The sequence below is a fragment of the Rhizobium sp. MHM7A genome (assembly GCF_005862215.1).
Classification (GTDB): Bacteria; Pseudomonadota; Alphaproteobacteria; order Rhizobiales; family Rhizobiaceae; genus Rhizobium; species Rhizobium bangladeshense.
This window is the reverse complement of record NZ_VCHT01000008.1, coordinates 155505-171139: the sequence shown is the minus strand read 5'-3', so window position 1 is coordinate 171139 and position 15635 is coordinate 155505. Positions and strand designations below refer to the sequence as shown.

Sequence of the window (15635 nt, the reverse complement as noted above, 5' to 3'; positions counted from 1 at the left end):
CGGCCCCTTCGACAGGCGAGTAACCGAGAGCGGCCACGGCGTCAACGTCAGTTGTTGACCTCCGGATGTATGACGTTGCGAACATCGGCCAGACCGCGTGCGGCGTCGCGATTGCCGGTAGCAGCGGCGGCTTCGAAGATCCGCATAGCGTCGTCGTACATTTTCAGATTGAGGTAGCAGTAGCCGCGCAGAACCATCAGATCGATCCGCTCCTGCTGTAGCTGGGCGCGCTGATCGAGATAGATGAGGGTTTCGCGGTAACGTCCAGCGTCGAAGGCCGATAAGGCACGATCGCCAAGGATCGCCACCTGCAGTTCGGCAGCACGCTGGCGGCTCTGCGGCGCCTTGGTTGCCGCAACGGCGGCATTGCTGGAAAGGCCAGCGCGCAGATAGGCAAGGCTCTGACCGTAGGCTGCGTCTTCCCGGATCTTGCGGGCTGGGCTCTGCAATGCCGTCTCAAAGGCAGAGACCGCCTCCATCGGCCGGTTGATATCCATGAGGCACCAGCCGCGCGACAGCGCCTCGCCCGGCCCGAGTCGTCCCGCGTCGATGGTCGTCGAGCAGCCACGCGCCTGGCGCGGGCCGCGCTCGACAGTCACCGCCTGCATCGCCGGTCGTGCGGCGCGGACGGCGACTTCCGGCTCCGGCTGCCGCCCAGCTCGCGGGTCGGCCGGCGGCGGCTCCGTGCGGGCGGTCGGATGCTGCGGCGGCTCTTCCGGCTGTACCGGCTGCTGCAGCGCAAGCGGCTGCTTTGCGGGCGTACCAGCATTCGAAACCGGCAAGGAAGTGTCCCTGAGATTGGCGATTCGCGCCGACCGGCCGGCCCAGGCGCGCTGGAGGTCGAAGACGCCCTTGCGGTCGTTCAGCTGCTCGCGGGTGACGGCAAGGCCATAAGCGGATGGTTCGTCGTCAGGTTTCCAGGCCAGCGCGGCTTCGAACCAGCGCGCTGCGGTATGGAACTGGTTGAGGGAGCGGGCATACCAGCCGAATTGCTGCGCCGTGGGCACATGTTTCCGGGCGATGACCTCGGCCGCGATCCGATGAAGCACATCCTCGGTCAGGTCGGCTGGCGGCTGCAGCGCCATCAGATTGGCGGTGGCGGCAAGATAGGTTGCGGTCGCATCATCGGAATCGGCGCGCCAGCGGAACATTACGTCCTCGGCTTCCTGAGGCGCCTTGCGGGCGATCAGCGCCAGCGCAAGCCCCTGCGAGGCAGCCGCCGTATCCTCCTTGGCTCGAGCGGCGCGAAACCACTTTTCAGCATCGGGAGGATTGTTGCGGCGCAGCTGGTGCCAGCCGAGCAGCAACGCATCAGAGGCGAGCCCCTGGTTCGCGGCGAGCCTTTCCAGGCGAGCGATGTAATCCGGCGCGATGGTGAGCTTCGGATCATCATTGCTTTCGGCGACGAAGCGTCGCGCAAGGTTGTCGCGGATCGCGTCGAACTCCCTACTGCCGTCGATGGCGGGCTTCTCCATCGCAAGCAGCACCTGCATCGGCTGGTAGTCGAGCAGTGTCGAGGCTTTTTCGACCGTCGCCTGCCGTTCGGCGGGGTCGGTGCAGTTTTTCAGGATATAGGTATAGGCATCCTGGCCGCGCTGTGCCCTTTCCGTGCGAATGAAGGCTTCGGCGACACGCCAGAGCACGTCAATCTCGCCGCAGGTGAGCAGGCTCGGCGTCGCGGCGGCGATATCGACCACGGTCGCATATTGCTTGAGGTCCGAAGCGTTGATGAGGCGGGAGCGGGCCTCCGCCACACCAAGCCGATCGATGAGATCGGCCGGTGGCTGCCACCCGACATTGGTTGCCTGGCGATCGGCGATCGCTTTGCGCAGCTCCGCATAGCGGCCATCGGAATAAAGCCTCCACATGGCCTCGAGCTGCTTGTCGCCATTCTGCGGCACGGCGAGCGGATCGGCAGGCGGAACCCAGTTCGGATAGAGCGCCTGCAGGCGGGAGATTTCAGCTTGAAGGCGCACCTTGTCGCCGCGGCTGGCAAAATAGCGAAGCGCGCTTTCATCGATGGCAGGCGGCGGCCCGCCGGCCTGCTGAGGCGCCGGCGGTTCCGAAACCATCGGCGGCGAGACCTGGTCTGGCGGTGCATCCGTCTGAGCCATGTCAGATTGCGGCGCTGCCGGCTGCTCAGCAGCGGTGTCCGGCTCGCGCGTGTCCGGTGTCGATGCCGGCGCAGAGGTAATCGCTTCGATCTTGTCGGCGACTGTCTCGGCGTTGAATTCGGAACTGCCTGCGGGAGCATCGGCCGGCTTGATGCGGCCCATCATCAGCAGCTCCGGCGCCGGGTTGGCTCCAGAACCAAGACCGAACTTTTCCTGTAGAGCGCGACGATCCTTCAGCCCCGTGACGAGAGTCGCCACCACGACTGCTGCTGAAATCGCCATGAGAGAAGACTTCACAGACACTCCGGATGCTTCTCCCCAATATAGGCCAGCCCCAACAGCTGAAGCGTGGACGGATAATAGAGTGTTGGCGCAAATTGCAGAGCCGAAACAGGCAGTTTGGTCCCGTCGACTACACAGGCCACAACATCGTTAACAATTCTATAACCAGGATCCGGCAACACCGTCTTCGGCCGGCCCGTGGTGAGATCGATCGTGGACGGAATGCCATCCTGCGACATCCCCGCTCGCAGACGGTTCAACAGCGGCTTGTCGATGATGCCGCCGCGAGCGAGATAGAGTGGGATTCGAAGGGCATTATAGGCAAATTCCGCATCGAAACCTTTTGCCGGCCGCGGGGGGCCGCTGAGGCTGACCCATTCGGCGGGAAGCTTGCGCGGGCCGAACTGCATCGTCTTCAACAGCGCCACGCCATCGTCGGACAGCTCCTTCCAGGCGCCGGAGGGAGCAAGCGCCGCCATGACAGGCATTGCCTCGTAAATCCAGTAGGAAGGATTGACGACAGGGCCGTCGTCACGATCGGCGGCGCCGAAACCTTCGCTGCCCGGCATCAGCAGCGTTCGACCCGCCGAGCGTACGACGGTTTCCGCAAGTAGCGACTGCGCCATGCGGGAGGCAGCCAGGATATAATCGTTGCGCTTCCATGCGGTGCCGGCAAGCGCCAGGGCATAGGCGATCAGTATGTCCCCGTCCGTGGCATTATTGGTATCGGTCACGTGCGGCCGGACATTGGGATCCCATTTCCAGACAGCCAGGCCATCGTCGCGCAACAGCAGTTCGGTACGGGTAAAGTACCAGATCTGCTCAAAATCCGCGGGGCTCGCCGAGAGATAGGCGAGCAGCATTCCATAGCCCTGCCCTTCGCTATGGCTGATATTGCCGTTGCCGTTGTCGATGATCCGGCCGCTCGCATCGAGAAACTTCGCCTTGTAGGCGGACCACGCATCGGCATTGATCATCGCCTGCTGTGCAGCGGCGGGTGGGCTTGCGGGGGCGAACGTCACGGCTGCCGCAAAGAAGAACGTGCGCAGCCCCCTCATTCCGACCGGCCCAGTGTTTTGAGCATCTTGGACGTGGCGACGCCGATCAGCAGCACGAAGACGACGAGCAGCGAGGCATAGGATAGGATATTCGTCGACAGCCAGTTGGCCGCGATCAAGCGGTAGTTGGAAATCGACCACGGCGTGGACGGGACGAAATCGAAACGAGTGACTGGCACTGTCTCGATCTTGCCCGTCTTGCTCGAATAGGTGGTGATGTGACCGGACATCTGCGACCAGTTCAGCTCACCGGTCAGCACCTCGAGCCCTTCGCGCAAGTCCTTCGCCGAGGGTGCCGCCACCACGGTCCACGAGCCCCCTCCCAAGGGGCTGGAGCCTTGCGCAACCATGAGGGTGTCGGCGTTGGACGGAGTGAAAACCTTCTCGGCGCCCGGGATGAATTGCAGCGAGCTGCGGGTGATGTCGAAACTGCGCCCAAGCCATTCGCGGAGGGCCGTGATGCGGCTGCGCAGGATGCCGCCGCTCACCTTTGAATTCCACTCCTCAAAGGCCGTGTCGGTATCAACAGCGCCTGGCTGCGGGTCGGCCACCGGACGCCATGAGGCTTGGCTCGCCGTGGAGATATTGGCCTGCGTCAGCGCCGTTGCCGGCATCTGCGAAATTGACCCGATAAAGATGGTGTCCCGATCACCGATCGTGTTCGGGGAAGCGACAGTCTCGACGGCGATTGGATGGCCGGCCATTACCGCCATCTGACCGAGCAACGTCGCGGCCGCCGAAAGCGTATCGGCATCGACGCGATCGATGAACAGCGGCGTCGGCTCCGCCGCTCGGCCATAGGGATAGGCCGTGCCTGACATTGCCGCCAGGTTCGGACGCTGCCCGACGCGGGCAAAATCCGGAATGTGCACTTCGGAAGTATCGAACAGGGCAAAACGGGGATTGGCAGTGGCCGTAGCACCCGGAGCGCAAGCCGCATCGTCTTTCGTCATCAGGATGGTCTCGATCGCAATCGTATTGAGACCGGGCTTGAAATGGCGCATCGTCACGCGGATCGGCAGATGACGGAGAATGCCGCCGGTGGTGGTGGTAAGCGGCACGGTGGAGGCGATATTATCGTTGACGTAGATATCGATGTGGCTGCCGGGCAACACGTTGTCGGTATAGGCGGCATCGAGCAGCACCTTCGCCTCGCCATAGCCATTGGCATAAAAATCGGCCGGCACGGCGATATTGAAGCTGGTACGGAACCTGCGGCCAGAGAATTCGGTGGTTTTTACGCCAAGCTGAGACAGAGCTATCCTGGTATCGGAAAAGACCAGCGGCGCGTTCGGCGCGCTCCAGCGCTCTGTGGTCAGCGCATCGCGGCGGACGCCGGCGGATCTGTCCGTTGGCGAAACGATCGTATCGATCGCCGACGAGACCGCCTGCCAGGAGGGGCCGCTGATCAGAAGCACCGGCGAGCCGCTGCGCGGATCGGTCACGAAAGCGGCGAGCGGCGCACTTTCGGCGCCGGGCGGCAGCCTGGGAAAGAGCGGCCGCAGTTCCGCGGCGGTGCCGACAAGTACCCCGAGCTTGCCGGGACCGGCGGCCGGAAGCGACGCGGTGCTGAAGGCAACTATCTGGTTCGGCATGCTGCTCAGCACCGACAGACCCTGTGCCAACCGCAACAGTGGTTTGGTCGTCCCCGGCTGCTCCAGCGCCGGGACGACGATGTCGAACTCCGTCCTTCCGGCGCCGTCGACGCCTATGGCGCGGATCGCGTCCGCACTCGAAAGCTCCGCGGCATTCCCGCCGGCAAAGCTCAGATAGGTTCCGGCCGGATCGATATTCGACCATAATTCATAGGTGGACTGGATGCTGCAATCGGTCCGATGGCGTTGCTCCGCCTGGAAGGTGACAAGATTGGCGCCCGGCTGCAGCAGGCCGGAGGGAACTTCGAAAGTGACGGCGGAAGAGCCGTCTGCCGAGCCGACCCGCTGCTGGCCGATCGGACGATTGTTGAGATAGACGGTCAGTGCGGAGGCCTCGGGCGCGACGACGATCGAATTCTGATAGGCGAAGGTGAAACTTGCCTTGGCGGCGGCCTGCTCGGGCGTCAGGTAGACAGACCATGACCGGCGATCATATTCGCCGCCGAGGCTGAATTTTGAAAAGGGCACGAGATAACGCCTGATATCGCGCGGGCGCGGCTGCGAAGCGGCATTTGCCGCCGCGCCCGGCTGAGATGCCTGCGCCGCCGGCGGCGGCAGGACAGTGATCGGCGCAGCAACGGGCGCAGGCGGCCTGGCCGGCGCTGGCGTTACGGAAATGGGCGGCGTGACGGGTACAGGCGGCGTCGCTGCGGGCGGAGCCGGCGGCGTCAGTCTCGGGGCCGTGGACGCGCCTTGTGGCCGCTCGCCCGACATGTCGAACGGCGCGGTCTGCGCCTGGGCTGCGGCGGAGGCATGCAAAAGGAGAAACGAGGCGGCGACGATCTTTCTCATCCGGCATTGACCTTTGCCGCCTGCTGCTGCGCCTCCCGCTCCGGCCGCATGCTGCGGAAGAAGTAAACGAGGCCTCGGCTGGTCTGATAGAGCGACAGGCCGAGGAACCAGATAGTGCCGCGGATCAGGCCGGGATTGCGGCGGCGTGATTCCTGAAACTGGGTCCATTGATCGGAATTGGCAAACATCAGATCGGCTATCAGACGATGATCGAGCGCGCTCTTCGGCACATATTGGCAGCCGACATTGCTGATATCGCCTGATGGCTCGATGTTGCGGACGATGAGCGGCAGGGTTTCAAGATCAGCGCCGCTATAGGGCCGGAAGCGCATCTCGCCGGGGGTGCCGACGATCAGTTCATCGAGATGCTTGTTGAAGATATGCAGCCTTGCACCGTGAACAGAGACATCCTCGATCGAGGCCGCATACCACTTGCCGTTGGCATAGAACTCGCAGCGCCTGTTGACGCGGACGCGGCGGGACAAGGCACGTTCGCCGCGTTCCGACACGACGCCGAGCGCGCAGCCGGCCATGATCAGATTGATGACATTCCACCCGCCGACGACGAGGGTCACATCGGCCTTATAGGGTTCGGCATAGATCCTGTAGATGGTTATGACGAGCGCAATGATCTGCACCGCAAAGATCACGAAGAACGGACGGCTGATCTCCGAGAGGCGGCTGACGGCGATGGATTCATCCTTGGCGGTGACCTTGAAGGTGGGCTTTCTCGGATTGAGCATGACTGAAACGACGGCCGGCAGCAGGTGCACCGTCTGCACATATTCGTAAAGCTCGGAAATCCAGGGCCAGCGGAACGACCCGTAGAGATAATTCTGCATCATCAGGTTCACGAGCATGTAGGCAAGGGTATATGCAAGGAACTCGCCGCCAGACGCCGTGAAGATTTCCAGGTCGAAGAACAAGTAGAAGAGCGGCGCGAACAGGAAGATCGTGCGCGGGAATGGGAAGAGCCAGAAAAGCGTGGATGACATGTAGCACAGGCGCTGCGGGATCGACAGGCCGCGCTTCAGAAGCGGGAAGCGGAAGCGCAGGATCTGCATCATGCCCTGCGCCCAGCGGCTGCGCTGGCCGATGAAGCTCGCGAAGGTGGCCGGCTGCAGCCCGGCGATCAGCGGCTTGTCGACATAAATGCTGTTCCAGCCGCTGCCATGGAGCGCCAGCGCCGTCTCGCAATCCTCGGTGATGCTGATACCGGAAAAGCCGTTCTGGGATTCGAGCGCCTTGCGGCTCAAAACCGCGGCCGAGCCGCAGAAGAAGGCGGCGTTCCATTTGTCGAGGCCGCGCTGGATGATGCCGTAGAACATCTCATTCTCGCTCGGCATCTTTTCGAAAGTGCGCAGGTTGCGCTCCAGAGGATCGGGATTGATGAAGAAGTGCGGGGTCTGGACGAGAAATAGCTTCGGGTCGTCTTCGAAATAGCCGACGGTTTCGATCAGGAAATCGCGCGCTGGGGCGTGGTCCGCATCGAAGACGGCGATGAGCTCGCCGGTCGAATGTTTCATGCCGTTGTTGAGATTGCCGGCCTTCGCGTGCTCATTGCGGTCGCGCGTGAGATAGGTAACGTCAAGATCTTGGCAGAGTTGCTTCAGCTCGACATGTCGGGCTGCCGCCGCCTGGGCCTCGAGCAACTTGCCGGAATTGCGCTTCTGCAATGTGCCGCCATCGTCGAGCAGCCAGACATGCAGCTTGTCGGCGGGATAGTCCATGGCCTTGGCGGCAGCCAGCGTGTTTCCCAGAAGGCCGGCATCCTCGTTATAAGTGGGCACGAAGACGTCGACATGGGGCAAACGCCCCGGATTGGCGGCACGCGACCGGCGCGGCGGAAGCGGAGTGGCGACGATAAAAAGGCTGAGCGCCAGCATCGCGACACTGTACATTTCTGCAAGATAGAGCAGCAGGCCCGGAATGAAATTCTCCGGCTGATTCAAGGGCGGCAGCGTGTTGGTGGTGCGCCAGTAGACGTAGCGCAGCACGATCGACGTGCCGAAGGCCAGCGCGACCAGGCGCCACGTCCCCTCGCCTTTCAGTATCTTGATCAGCGCCATCACAGTGACGACGGTGATACTGGTGATGAGCTGGGTCTGCAGATTAACCGGCAAGGTGATCAGCACGATCATGCAGAGCGTAACCACGGCCCAGATGATGACACTGCGGGCTTTGCGCATCGACCTTCCTTCGAAATCGCTCGCCGGGGCCCCGTCCGTTCCCCGGGGGGCATGTTCATTATCTCCGGCAGACGGCCGCCGCGTCGCCTATGCAGTCCGGCGACGGCACGGTGACGCCGATCGCCCTTGCTGATTGTTTGAGCGAGGCGGCTGCTGCCTCCGGCGCTGCACTCGTCTGTGGCACCTCGCTCGGCAGCGGCACCCGCGGACCGATGGGCGCCGGCAAGGGTGCAGTGCCTTGCGCCGGTTTCGGACCCGGGTCGCTGCGAACCGGGGCCGTCCCCCGCGAACGGATTACGAGGGGCGCCGGCTCATAACCGATCGGCATCGGGCTTGGGCGATATCCGCCCTCATCGGGATAGATCGGTTCACCGGTACGCCCGAGCGACGCGCTGGCAGGCGGCGGGCTACCATACGGGTTCCAGGTCGGACCGTCGAAGGTGCCGGTGATGGTATAGCCGTAGACCATGCCGAGCAGCTGGCGCTCGGTTGCGCGGGCGTCACAGAGGCGCAGGCGCAGCTGGATCATGCCGAAATTGCGTGCTTGGGTATTGGCTGCCGCGCTCGAGCGGATCTGCTGCCAGGCATAGATGCAGGCATCGCCGGCGCGGCTGCGGCCAGAGGCATAGCCGAAGGGACCATAGGCGTTCTGCAGGAAAGTCGCCGATGTCGCCATCGGCACGCCGGGGACCGAACGGGCCACCTCGCGAGCAATGCCGCTCTCGTTGATCATGCTGAAGTTGGCATCACCTATTCCGGGATTGGCCCCGGAAGCGCCGAAAAACTGGGCCTTCAGAAAATTCTGGCCGGGTACGGAAGATGAGGTAAACAGCGATATCGTCTGTTCGACGCCATTGCCGCGCTTGCGCTCGACGACGCTGACGATCGAAGGGCCGCCCGGCGGCGGCAGAACCAGCGCTTTCTCAGGCGCCACCGTCTCCGGCCCCGAAGGATGGCGCACACCGCCTGTCGACGTGCAGCCGGCCATCACGCCCGCCACGGCTACCAGCGATATCGTCTTCCCCAAGCGCATGTCTCGAGCCGCCGTAATCGTCTTTCCAGATATCCATTCGCAGACCGAAACGCGACGGACCTTCGAATCAACAGCCGTCCGGCCGTTCACCTGACATAAATCGCCGACATGGTTAACGAAGGGTAAAAAGCCCGAACCTGATGCCATCGGACGACTCGCTGAACCTGATTCGGACGGCTCAACCGTATGGTGCATATATTAGTTTAGCAACAAACAATTGGCACCCCGCCGCGGCCACGATGGCAAGCCGGTGGCGGAACTATGCCCTACGGCCGGCGTTGCGTTGTTGTCCGACTTCAAAAAGGAGAACATCCCATGCGCAAGATCATGCTCGCTACGGCCGCCGTGCTGACCATCAGCTCGGCCGCCTTCGCCCAGAGCACCGTCGTCGTCACCGACCCCGCACCAACCGGCTCCGTCGTCCTACCCGGCGAGGTGCGCACCTATGTCATGGAGCAAAACACGCCATCGGTCGTCTATGACGGCGAGATCACTGTCGGCGCGACGCTGCCGGATACCATTGAAGTCCATACCGTGCCCAATGTCGACGGCTATGCCTACACCGTCGTCAACGAGCGGCGCGTGATCGTCGAGCCGAAGACACACCGCGTGATCCAAGTTCTCGAATAACGGATGTGGGGGGCTGGAGCGCGTCATGCGCGACTTCCCGTCCCCTCGCCTCCCGCGCTGACCGGCACATTCAGGAGTTCGCGGATCTTATGGGCGAGTTGCTCGAGGCTGAAAGGCTTGGCGAGCAGCGAGACGCCGTGGTCGAGCACGCCATTGTGAACGATGGCGTTGCGAGTGTAGCCGGTGGTGTAAAGAATCCGGATCCCCGGCCATTTTTCCTGAACGGCATCAGCAAGCTGACGTCCGCTCATCTGCGGCATAACGATATCGGTGAAGATCAGATCGACCTCGGGGTTCCCCTCCAGAAGAAGAAGTGCCTCCACGCCGCTTGCCGCCTGCAGCACGGTGTAGCCGAGTTCGTGCAGACTTTCGGCGGTCATGGTGCGGACATGTTCATCGTCCTCCACCACCAGGATAGTATCGTTGACGCTTCCTTGAGGGATCGGCTGGGCGCCGGCGGCGGCGAGGCGGGCATCCGCCTTGCCGACATGACGCGGCAGATAGATCTTCACCGTCGTTCCCCGGTCAATCTCCGAATAGATCTTGATGTGGCCGCCGCTCTGCTTGATGTAGCCGTAGACTTGGCTAAGCCCGAGACCAGTTCCCTTGCCGGGTCCTTTGGTGGTGTAGAACGGGTCGAAGGCGCGGTCGATCACCTCGGGCGACATGCCGGTGCCGGTGTCGGTCATGCTGATCATTACATATTGGCCCGCCTCGACCTCCGAATGCATACGCGAATATCGCTCGTCAAGTTCGGTATTGGCGGTCTCGACCGTCAGATGGCCACCGCCGGGCATGGCGTCTCGCGCATTGACGGCAAGGTTGAGCATGGCGTTTTCGAGCTGGCTCAGATCGGCGAAAGTCGGCCAAAGGCCGCCGGCAAGCACCGTCTCGATCCGGATATGTTCGCCGAGCGTGCGCCGCAGCAATTCCGACATGCCGCCGACAAGCTTGTTGACGTCGATCACCTCCGGGGCCAGCGGTTGCTGGCGTGAGAAGGCGAGAAGGCGCGCGGTCAATACCGCGGCCCGCTGGGCTCCATCCCTGGCATTCTGAAGGGAGTTCAGCAGGCGCGGATCCTCGTGTCCGGTCATCCGCCGCTGGGCGAGATCGAGATTGCCGATGATGATCGCCAGCATGTTGTTGAAATCATGGGCGACGCCCCCGGTGAGCTGACCGATCGTCTCCATCTTCTGCAGCTGGCGCACCTGTGCCTGGGCGGCGGCGTTCTCTTCCATCTCATGCCGGAGTTCGGCAGTGCGCTGGGCCACCGTCTCTTCAAGGCGCGCATTGAAGCTGTTGAGTTCGCTGCGGAGGCGGCTTTGTCTGCCATGAGCGACAATAATCATCTCCATCAGGCTGACAATGATGACGGCATTGATCAGAAAAGTCGCAAGCCCGATCCACTGGACGGCGCTCACCGGCCAGAAAGCATCGTGCGGCTCGACGAAAAATTGCTGGACGAGGGCACCGGCGAGCATGGCCGCCAGCAGGCCCGGCCCGGCGCCGCCCACGAAGCTTGCGAGCAAAACCGCCGGAAGGAAGCTCAGGAAGGGGAACCCGGAGAGATCGTCGCCAGCGGCAACTCTTAGAAGAAAGGTCAGGCCAACTAAGGCAACGGCAAGCGGATAGGTATAGCCTGGCCTGTGACGCAGCCAATCGGTGGCACTCAGCAAATCCATTCCACACCCCTTCTCGGCCGTCACAGAAACGGCATTCCAGCTTTTGCACATCGAATTTCGCCGGGCAATATGCTGTTTCCAAAGGGCGGCGCGATCTTTCAGATTCGCTTGCCGCGCCTTAAGCTTTTATGTTTACACATATCGCCGTTGCAAAACGGCTGCACTGTTTTGTGCGACAAGTTTACCACCGCTGCGCGTGGCATCTTGACGAGCTGCGCAAGCGGTCCACATAAATCTTCGTGCCCGGCAGGGGGAATGGGTGGACGGGATCATGAAAGACATATTCATCGTCGAGGACGATGCACTGATTGCCATGTTGCTCGAGGACATGCTCAGCGATCTCGGCTATCGGGTTTGCGCGAGCGCGCCAGATCTGGAACGGGCGCTCGTAACCGCGAGGGACGCGGAGTTCGACGCCGCAATCTTAGACGTCTCCCTCGCCGGCAAGAGTTCACTGCCGGTCGCGAAGCTGCTCGACGAACGCGGTAAGCCCTATCTCTATGCGACTGGGTATGGCAGCGCTCCAGAAGGCAGCGCACCCAGCACACTCCCAGTGCTGCGAAAGCCGTTCCAGCTCAGCGAACTCGAACTGGCGATGAAGCAGCTTTCCGAAAGCTAGAGCCTTTCCGGGTTAGCTTGAAGCATTCTGCCGGAGCAGGTTTTCGTCAGGGCAAAGGCGATTGGCGACGGGCATACCTCTTGGTACGTCCGAGCCGATCGCCCTTGATCCTGGCCAGAGATGCCGGCCCCACCGGACGCACCGCTTCGCCGTGGCGAAGCGACAAGTGCGTCCGGCTGAATCTAAAGTCTCGCAGATTTGCCAGGCAAATCTGCGGGAGGGTTGGCTGAAACGGGCCGGCTGATCGACCGGCCGGCTTGGCCGTAGAGCTTGGCTACGGCACGCGCCGGCCGGTCGATGGACTCCGTTTTGAGCCAACAGAATGCTTCAAGCTAACCCGGAAAGGCTCTCGACAATCAGCGCACCTGGTCGAGCAGACGCTTGCATTCCAGGAGGTCGTAGAGCGCCTCCTGAAGCAGTGCCCTGTCTTCCTTGCCGACGCTCGATTTGCCGATCGAAACTTCCGGTTGCTCATCGTCTCCGGCAACGAAATTGAAGAACCGGCGGGTGATCGGCGGCTTGGCGCGGCCGACGATCTGGTCTTCCTCGGCCATGGCGACACGCGGCTCCCCTGCGCCCATCTCCTGTGCACCCGAGGCGAGCGCCTCGACGCTGGCGAGATCGCCGTGGCCGACCGAGATGACGAACTTGTTGCCGTTGGTCTTCAGAAGCTTCTGCACGCCCTTGATCGTATAGCCGTGATCATAGAGCAGATGCCGGATGCCCTTGAGGAGGTCGACGTCCTCGGGCCGATAGTAACGACGGCCGCCGCCGCGCTTCATCGGCTTTATCTGGGGAAACCGTGTCTCCCAAAAGCGCAGCACATGCTGCGGCAGATCAAGATCGTCTGCGACTTCGCTGATGGTGCGAAAGGCATCGGGGCTCTTGTCCAACGTCATACTGCTACGCAACCTCGCAGGCTCGATCCAACGGCGACTCACCATATTTCAAAGGTTTGGCGCGGACAATTCAAGTCATGTCTCGACGTTGCGCACAGGGGATGGACTTGCGCCAGAAAAAAACGCCATTCCGAGGGGAGGAAGCTCGATATCAGGGAGCCGGATTCTGCGGCTTCAGCTTGACCTTGCGGGCGACATGGGCCTTGAGGATGCGCGTCTTCAGCACGTTCGACGCCTTGAAGGTCATCACCCGGCGGGGAGAGATCGGAACCTCCTCGCCAGTCTTCGGATTGCGGCCGATCCGCTCGTTCTTGTCGCGCACCTGAAAGGTGGCGAAGGAGGAAAGCTTTACGGTTTCACCACGCACAATGGCGTTGCAGATTTCGTCGATGACGGTTTCCACCAGTTCGGCAGATTCTGTCCGGGAAAGACCAACCTTCCGGAAAACGGATTCCGCCAGGTCTGCTCGCGTCACTGTCTTTCCGGTCATGGTTTCCCCGCCCATTACAAAATATTTTTTGAAAGCGAACGAAGAGTATTTGTCTTGCGCCTCACGGTCAAGCTCTTGTTCGCCGCCAGTTTTTTAGGATTCGTGCTTACCAGCGCAGGAGAACGGCGCCCCAGGTGAAGCCGCCGCCCATTGCTTCGAGCATCACGAGGTCGCCCTTCTTGATGCGGCCGTCGCCGGCAGCGGTCGCAAGCGCGAGCGGGATCGAGGCGGCCGATGTATTGCCGTGCAGGTCGACGGTGACGACGACCTTGTCCGCATCGATGTTCAACTTCTTCGCCGAACCGTCGATAATGCGTCGGTTGGCCTGGTGCGGCACCAGCCAATCGAGGTCTTCGGCGGTGGTCCCGGTCGAATCAAAGGCGGCTTGGATGACGTCGGTGATCATGCCGACGGCATATTTGAAGACTTCGCGGCCTTCCATGCGCAGCTTGCCGACGCTGCCCGTCGTCGACGGCCCGCCATCGACATAAAGCTTGTCCTTGTGCGAACCGTCGGAGCGCAGATGCGCGGTCAGCACGCCGCGGTCGGCAGACGTCCCCTCACCTTCGGCCGCCTCAAGCACGATCGCGCCGGCGCCATCGCCGAACAGCACGCAGGTGGTGCGGTCGTTCCAATCGAGAATGCGCGAAAAAGTTTCGGCGCCGATGACGAGAACTCGCTTTGCCAGCCCGCCGCGAATATAGGCATCGGCGGTCGTCACCGCATAGACGAAGCCGGTGCAGACTGCCTGGACATCGAAGGCGAAGCCGTGGCTCATGCCAAGACGGTTCTGGATATTGACCGATGTTGCAGGAAAGGTGTTGTCAGGCGTCGAGGTGGCGCAGATGATAAGATCGATATCGGCGGGCGTCAGGGCGCCATTGGCTAGCGCCGCACGCGCGGCCGCCTCGCCGAGCGAGGCCGTCGTCTCGTCGTCGCCGGCCACGTAACGCTGGCGGATGCCGGTGCGCTGGACGATCCATTCGTCCGACGTATCGACGATGGCCTCCATGTCACGATTGGTCATAACGCGCTTCGGAAGTGCGGCTCCGAACCCGCGAACCACTGAACGGATCATATTCGATTGAACCTCATCGCTCATGCCGCTTCCGGGCCCATCGGGGGCAAGCGCTTGGCATGATATTTCTTAAGATCGTTTTCTATTTTCTGATTGAGGCCGTTCTTGGCCATGTCGTAGCCGACCTCGATGGCAGCGGCGATGCCTTCGGCATTCGCGCCGCCATGGCTCTTGATGACAATGCCGTTCAGGCCCAGGAACACGCCGCCATTGACCTTGCTCGGATCGAGCTTCTCTCGAAGCATATCGAAGGCGCTTTTGGCGAAGACGTAGCCGATGCGGGCGAGCAGCGTGCGCGACATTGCGGCACGCAGATATTCGGCGATCTGCTTGGCGGTGCCTTCGGCGGTCTTAAGTGCGATATTGCCGGAGAAGCCTTCGGTCACGACGACGTCGACCGTGCCCTTGCCAAGATCGTTGCCTTCGACGAAGCCGGAATATTCGAGAGAATCGATATTCGCCTCGCGCAACAGCCGGCCGGCCTCCTTGACCTCTTCCTGGCCTTTAACCTCTTCGACTCCGACGTTCAGAAGACCGATTGTCGGGCGCTCGATCTCGAAAAGCGCGCGCGCCATGGCACCGCCCATCAAGGCGAAATCCATCAGTTGCTGTGCATCGGCGCCGATCGTCGCACCGACATCGAGCACGATGCTTTCGCCCTTCAGTGTCGGCCAGATAGCCGCGATCGCCGGGCGCTCGATATTGGCCATCGTGCGAAGACAGAATTTCGCCATCGCCATCAGTGCGCCGGTATTGCCGGCCGAGACCGCGACATCGGCATCACCCGTCTTCACCGCCTCGATCGAACGCCACATGGTGGAGACATAGCGGCCGCGGCGCAGCGCCTGGCTTGGCTTCTCTTCCATGCTGACAGCAAGCTCGCAATCATGGAAGACCGATTTTTCCTTGAGTTTCGGGAACTTGGCGAGAATGGGATCGCATTGTTCCTTAAGACCGTAGAAAACGAAGGAAATATCCGGATGCCGATCCAGCGCCTTGGCGGCGCCGGGGATGACAACCTGGGGACCAAAGTCGCCACCCATGAGGTCGAGAGATATTCTGATCACGCGTCCCTGATCCTTCTTTTCGCCGAGGGGCGAAATTTCGGCCAAAA

At 62.0% G+C, this 15635-nt stretch carries 12 protein-coding genes; 2 read left to right on the top strand and 10 right to left on the bottom strand.

Annotated features, from left to right (window positions below):
• Positions 1-47: 47 nt before the first annotated feature.
• From FFR93_RS24550 to bcsN, 5 genes are read right to left on the bottom strand one after another with little or no spacing between them, the layout of a single operon-like run.
• The gene (locus tag FFR93_RS24550) at positions 48-2396 is read right to left on the bottom strand and encodes a cellulose synthase (protein ID WP_171049254.1); all 2349 of its coding nucleotides are present in this window, start codon (positions 2394-2396) and stop codon (positions 48-50) included.
• Between the two features lie 11 nt (positions 2397-2407).
• Positions 2408-3454 (bottom strand): glycosyl hydrolase family 8, encoded by a 1047-nt coding sequence (locus FFR93_RS24545; RefSeq protein ID WP_138395090.1) that lies wholly within the window; start codon positions 3452-3454, stop codon positions 2408-2410.
• A complete protein-coding gene (locus FFR93_RS24540; RefSeq protein WP_138395089.1) occupies positions 3451-5901 on the bottom strand; it encodes a cellulose biosynthesis cyclic di-GMP-binding regulatory protein BcsB in 2451 nt (816 codons plus the stop codon). The genes FFR93_RS24545 and FFR93_RS24540 overlap by 4 nt, the downstream gene beginning before the upstream one ends.
• Positions 5898-8090, bottom strand: coding sequence for a UDP-forming cellulose synthase catalytic subunit (bcsA, locus tag FFR93_RS24535; RefSeq protein ID WP_138395088.1), 2193 nt, complete (start codon positions 8088-8090; stop codon positions 5898-5900). Before bcsA ends, FFR93_RS24540 begins: the two co-directional genes overlap by 4 nt.
• A 58-nt stretch (positions 8091-8148) precedes the next feature.
• A complete protein-coding gene (bcsN, locus tag FFR93_RS24530) occupies positions 8149-9123 on the bottom strand; it encodes a cellulose biosynthesis protein BcsN (protein ID WP_138395087.1) in 975 nt (324 codons plus the stop codon).
• 315 nt (positions 9124-9438) lie between these two features.
• Between bcsN and FFR93_RS24525 the strand changes: the two genes are divergently transcribed.
• Positions 9439-9753: a DUF1236 domain-containing protein gene (locus FFR93_RS24525; RefSeq protein WP_064706873.1), complete on the top strand. Its 315-nt coding sequence runs from the start codon at positions 9439-9441 to the stop codon at positions 9751-9753.
• 23 nt (positions 9754-9776) lie between these two features.
• Here FFR93_RS24525 and FFR93_RS24520 read toward each other — a convergent pair whose 3' ends face one another.
• Positions 9777-11435 carry an ATP-binding protein gene (locus tag FFR93_RS24520; protein WP_064706872.1) on the bottom strand — a complete coding sequence of 553 codons (1659 nt, stop codon included), beginning with the start codon at positions 11433-11435 and terminating at the stop codon, positions 9777-9779.
• 271 nt (positions 11436-11706) lie between these two features.
• Between FFR93_RS24520 and FFR93_RS24515 the strand changes: the two genes are divergently transcribed.
• Complete coding sequence (locus FFR93_RS24515; RefSeq protein ID WP_064707074.1) at positions 11707-12054, top strand: response regulator; 348 nt, start codon at positions 11707-11709, stop codon at positions 12052-12054.
• A gap of 356 nt (positions 12055-12410) precedes the next feature.
• On the opposite strand, the gene FFR93_RS24505 is transcribed toward FFR93_RS24515, so the two are convergent.
• From FFR93_RS24505 to plsX, 4 genes are all read right to left on the bottom strand, one after another.
• Positions 12411-12953 carry a MerR family transcriptional regulator gene (locus FFR93_RS24505; protein WP_064706871.1) on the bottom strand — a complete coding sequence of 181 codons (543 nt, stop codon included), beginning with the start codon at positions 12951-12953 and terminating at the stop codon, positions 12411-12413.
• A 151-nt stretch (positions 12954-13104) separates the two neighbouring features.
• Complete coding sequence (locus FFR93_RS24500; protein ID WP_064707073.1) at positions 13105-13443, bottom strand: integration host factor subunit alpha; 339 nt, start codon at positions 13441-13443, stop codon at positions 13105-13107.
• Between the two features lie 106 nt (positions 13444-13549).
• The gene (locus FFR93_RS24495) at positions 13550-14521 is read right to left on the bottom strand and encodes a beta-ketoacyl-ACP synthase III (RefSeq protein ID WP_138395170.1); all 972 of its coding nucleotides are present in this window, start codon (positions 14519-14521) and stop codon (positions 13550-13552) included.
• A gap of 20 nt (positions 14522-14541) precedes the next feature.
• Positions 14542-15588: a phosphate acyltransferase PlsX gene (gene plsX, locus FFR93_RS24490; protein ID WP_064707072.1), complete on the bottom strand. Its 1047-nt coding sequence runs from the start codon at positions 15586-15588 to the stop codon at positions 14542-14544.
• Positions 15589-15635 lie beyond the last annotated feature (47 nt).

Bases quoted from the DNA above. Each gene is read 5' to 3' on its own strand.
- bcsN (WP_138395087.1), bottom strand. From the start codon at position 9,123: ATGCGCTTGGGGAAGACGATATCGCTGGTAGCCGTGGCGGGCGTGATG.
- FFR93_RS24550 (WP_171049254.1), bottom strand. From the start codon at position 2,396: ATGGCGATTTCAGCAGCAGTCGTGGTGGCGACTCTCGTCACGGGGCTG.
- FFR93_RS24515 (WP_064707074.1), top strand. From the start codon at position 11,707: ATGAAAGACATATTCATCGTCGAGGACGATGCACTGATTGCCATGTTG.
- FFR93_RS24540 (WP_138395089.1), bottom strand. From the start codon at position 5,901: ATGAGAAAGATCGTCGCCGCCTCGTTTCTCCTTTTGCATGCCTCCGCC.
- bcsA (WP_138395088.1), bottom strand. From the start codon at position 8,090: ATGCGCAAAGCCCGCAGTGTCATCATCTGGGCCGTGGTTACGCTCTGC.
- FFR93_RS24525 (WP_064706873.1), top strand. From the start codon at position 9,439: ATGCGCAAGATCATGCTCGCTACGGCCGCCGTGCTGACCATCAGCTCG.
- FFR93_RS24520 (WP_064706872.1), bottom strand. From the start codon at position 11,435: ATGGATTTGCTGAGTGCCACCGATTGGCTGCGTCACAGGCCAGGCTAT.
- FFR93_RS24495 (WP_138395170.1), bottom strand. From the start codon at position 14,521: ATGATCCGTTCAGTGGTTCGCGGGTTCGGAGCCGCACTTCCGAAGCGC.
- FFR93_RS24500 (WP_064707073.1), bottom strand. From the start codon at position 13,443: ATGACCGGAAAGACAGTGACGCGAGCAGACCTGGCGGAATCCGTTTTC.
- FFR93_RS24505 (WP_064706871.1), bottom strand. From the start codon at position 12,953: ATGACGTTGGACAAGAGCCCCGATGCCTTTCGCACCATCAGCGAAGTC.
- FFR93_RS24545 (WP_138395090.1), bottom strand. From the start codon at position 3,454: ATGAGGGGGCTGCGCACGTTCTTCTTTGCGGCAGCCGTGACGTTCGCC.